Annotated in this window: 3 protein-coding genes; all 3 read right to left on the reverse strand. The window is 49.1% G+C overall.

The genetic code is table 11. The annotated features are described in order from the left end of the window. Positions 1-484: 484 nt before the first annotated feature. The gene (locus WIH05_RS00070) at positions 485-1111 is read right to left on the reverse strand and encodes an alpha/beta hydrolase (protein WP_022273938.1); all 627 of its coding nucleotides are present in this window, start codon (positions 1109-1111) and stop codon (positions 485-487) included. Next, on the reverse strand, positions 1108-1518 hold the full coding sequence (locus WIH05_RS00075) for a hypothetical protein (RefSeq protein WP_022273937.1): 411 nt from the start codon (positions 1516-1518) through the stop codon (positions 1108-1110). Before WIH05_RS00075 ends, WIH05_RS00070 begins: the two co-directional genes overlap by 4 nt. A gap of 379 nt (positions 1519-1897) precedes the next feature. Continuing rightward, positions 1898-2610: DUF4253 domain-containing protein (locus WIH05_RS00080; RefSeq protein ID WP_337424786.1), on the reverse strand; the 713-nt coding region annotated here is incomplete at its 5' end.

The following is a 2610-nucleotide window of genomic DNA, read 5'->3' on the forward strand; positions in this document are numbered from 1 at the left end:
GGCTCTGCCAGATTGCTGTATGCCCGGGCCAGCTCGCTGTCCATCTCGGGCGTGCGCTCCCCGGCAGGGATGGCCTCCAGCGTGTTTATGATCTTCTGGAATTCATCTTCCTCATTCCATTTCTGGCATTGTTCCAGCAGCTTCATAAATCATTCCTCCTTATCAGTTGTCGTAGCATCCGCTCATGCGCCAGCCAGGGCCATGATGTGCTCCATTTCACCATGGATCTGAATATCAGCCTCTCATCTGCCATTTCCGGGAACAGGAACGGCATCACATCCAGAACCGCCCTCCGGATCCCTCTCCTGGACGGGATACGTCTTTCACGCCATGGGTGTCTGTACCTTTCTCCGAAATATAAAGTCAAAATTTAAAATTAGTATTTATTATAATAAACGAAAACCAGGAAAGATGCAATCTCTTTCCTGGCTGTCTGTGTCAGTTTCCCCGGGCGGTCCCGGAGATCGTTTTATAAAATGCCCGATCATCCCTTTCCTACATAATATTCATCCAAAACTCTCGCCAATGCCTTTGGATTTTCCTCGTTTACAGCATGTCCGGCATTTTCTGCAACGCTCAGCGCCGCATTTTCTATATTCTGCGAAAAATAATACGCCGACTTCCTGTTCACGCGGTCCTTCTCTCCGCAGACGACCAGCACCGGACAGGTTATTTCCTGTATCCGGCTTCTGAAATCCAGTTTTTTCATAGAGTTTACCAAATCGAACGTGTCCTTCTTATCAAATGCCATCCCCCGAAAAGCGGACCGGGGCAGAAACCGGAAGATCACATTCTGAAACCCAAGGGCCGCTTTGGGGATTTTATGAGGCGTTCCAATTAAAACAAGGGTTTCTACCTTTTCCGGAAAGTCCAGCGTATAATTCAATGCTAAGATCCCGCCTAAGGAAAGACCGCACAGGTGGAACGGTCCATCCATGGCGGCGCAGTATTCGATCAAAGAAGAATATAAATTCTCATAGACAGCTTCCTTCCCCTTCAGAATCGAGCATAAATCCGGACATAAAATATCCTCCTGATCGTTCATGCAGGAAATTGTTTTCTTCCAGCTTGCCGCTTTATGGCCCGTACCATGAATTAATATTTTTTTCATCCTCTAATACCCTTACTTCTATTTTCTAAAATCGTTTGCGGAATTTCAGAAAACCTTTTCAGAAGATACGCCTTTCCCTTTTCTCCCTTCCATCTGTGCCAGAACCAGAAAATACTGCCCGCAAACATAAGGCCCGCAATTATAAAGGCATGGTGAAACCCTGTCTTTTGAAGAAATATATAGCTTAAAAATGAAGCGGCAGATATGGAAACCCCAGATATGCCAAGGGCGATCCTAAGGACTTTTTCCTGTGACAACCCTAAAAAATAGTTTTCCCATTCTTTGGGCTGGAATCCAAGCTGTCTCCCCTTAAGCCAAAACAAAAGAAGGACCAGCCCCAGCGCAATCCCCTTGCTTGAAAGGAGATGTATTGTCATTGAGCATATCAAAACCGTAAATTCTTTCATGGGATACTCCCTCCCGTAAGTCTTGCTTTTTCATTATATTCTGTCCATCCATCCCTTGTAAAGCATCAGACTGGCTTTTTCTTTCATGGTTTTGGCCGTTCCTCCTTTCGGATCAGGATACTTTTTTCCTCGGAGTTGATGCTATACAGGTCGTCCAGATGGATGTGAAATCCATCCTCACGAATGGTTTCTGCCATACCCAGCGCGGCTTTCGCCAATAGGAGCAGCCCCGCCCGGTTTCCTGTTAACTCCAATTCATTTCCATCGGCAGAGTGGCAAAGGAGAGGTAGGCTTCCGGCTCCACTGGAAGAATGGGCAGTTGTTCATTATTCAGTTGAATGGTCAGTGTTTTCGTTTGCATTGCCAGGCCCCCCCAACATCAATCCCACCAGAAATACCAGACGGTGGACTGCCGCAGCACATCCGCCAGATTGCCCACGGTGGGATCATCCTGCTCCTGATCCACGATGTCCGGGCAGAAGCCGTACTGCTCTGTGGCAGCTTCCATAGCCTTCTCCTTGGGAACGGGAGCCGGGAGCAGGAACTCCAGCTCATCGTGGCTCATGGCGGCAGGGATGGCACCATGCTGCTCGAACCAGTATTTCGCCGCTGCCATCAGGTCCGGTGTGGCGGGACACTCATTCCAATTTCCAAAGGGCAGATAGGCGAATATCTCCCAGGGGTTCTTTACCGGAATTTTAGCCAGAATGAGCGGATATGTCATGTGACTGTCCGAGTCCCAGTAGCAGGAGAAGCGGTCATTGTCATAGCCACCCTCCATCTCGCCCAGGACTTCCTCATCCCAATCCAGATCATCATCCTCGGCCTCCGCTCTACGCTGGCCGGTCAATTCCTCCAAAAGAGCCTTTCCGTCCTTGACGGGAGCGGAGAGCATCTTCTTCCGATACTCCGCTACCGTTTTGAGGTCAAATTCGTAGAAGTCCGCATCATTCTCCGGGTCGGCGTTCATCACCAGACACTCCAGCAGCGTTTCATCATCCGCCTGGATAAGAACTGGAACAAAGCCCTCTCTAACGCTTTCCCGTTTGGCATAGCTGTATGCCGACATGATGGGGTCATCATCTGCCATGG

Origin of the sequence: Alitiscatomonas sp. (genome assembly GCF_037242085.1) — a bacterium.
GTDB lineage: Bacteria > Bacillota > Clostridia > Lachnospirales > Lachnospiraceae > Alitiscatomonas > Alitiscatomonas aceti.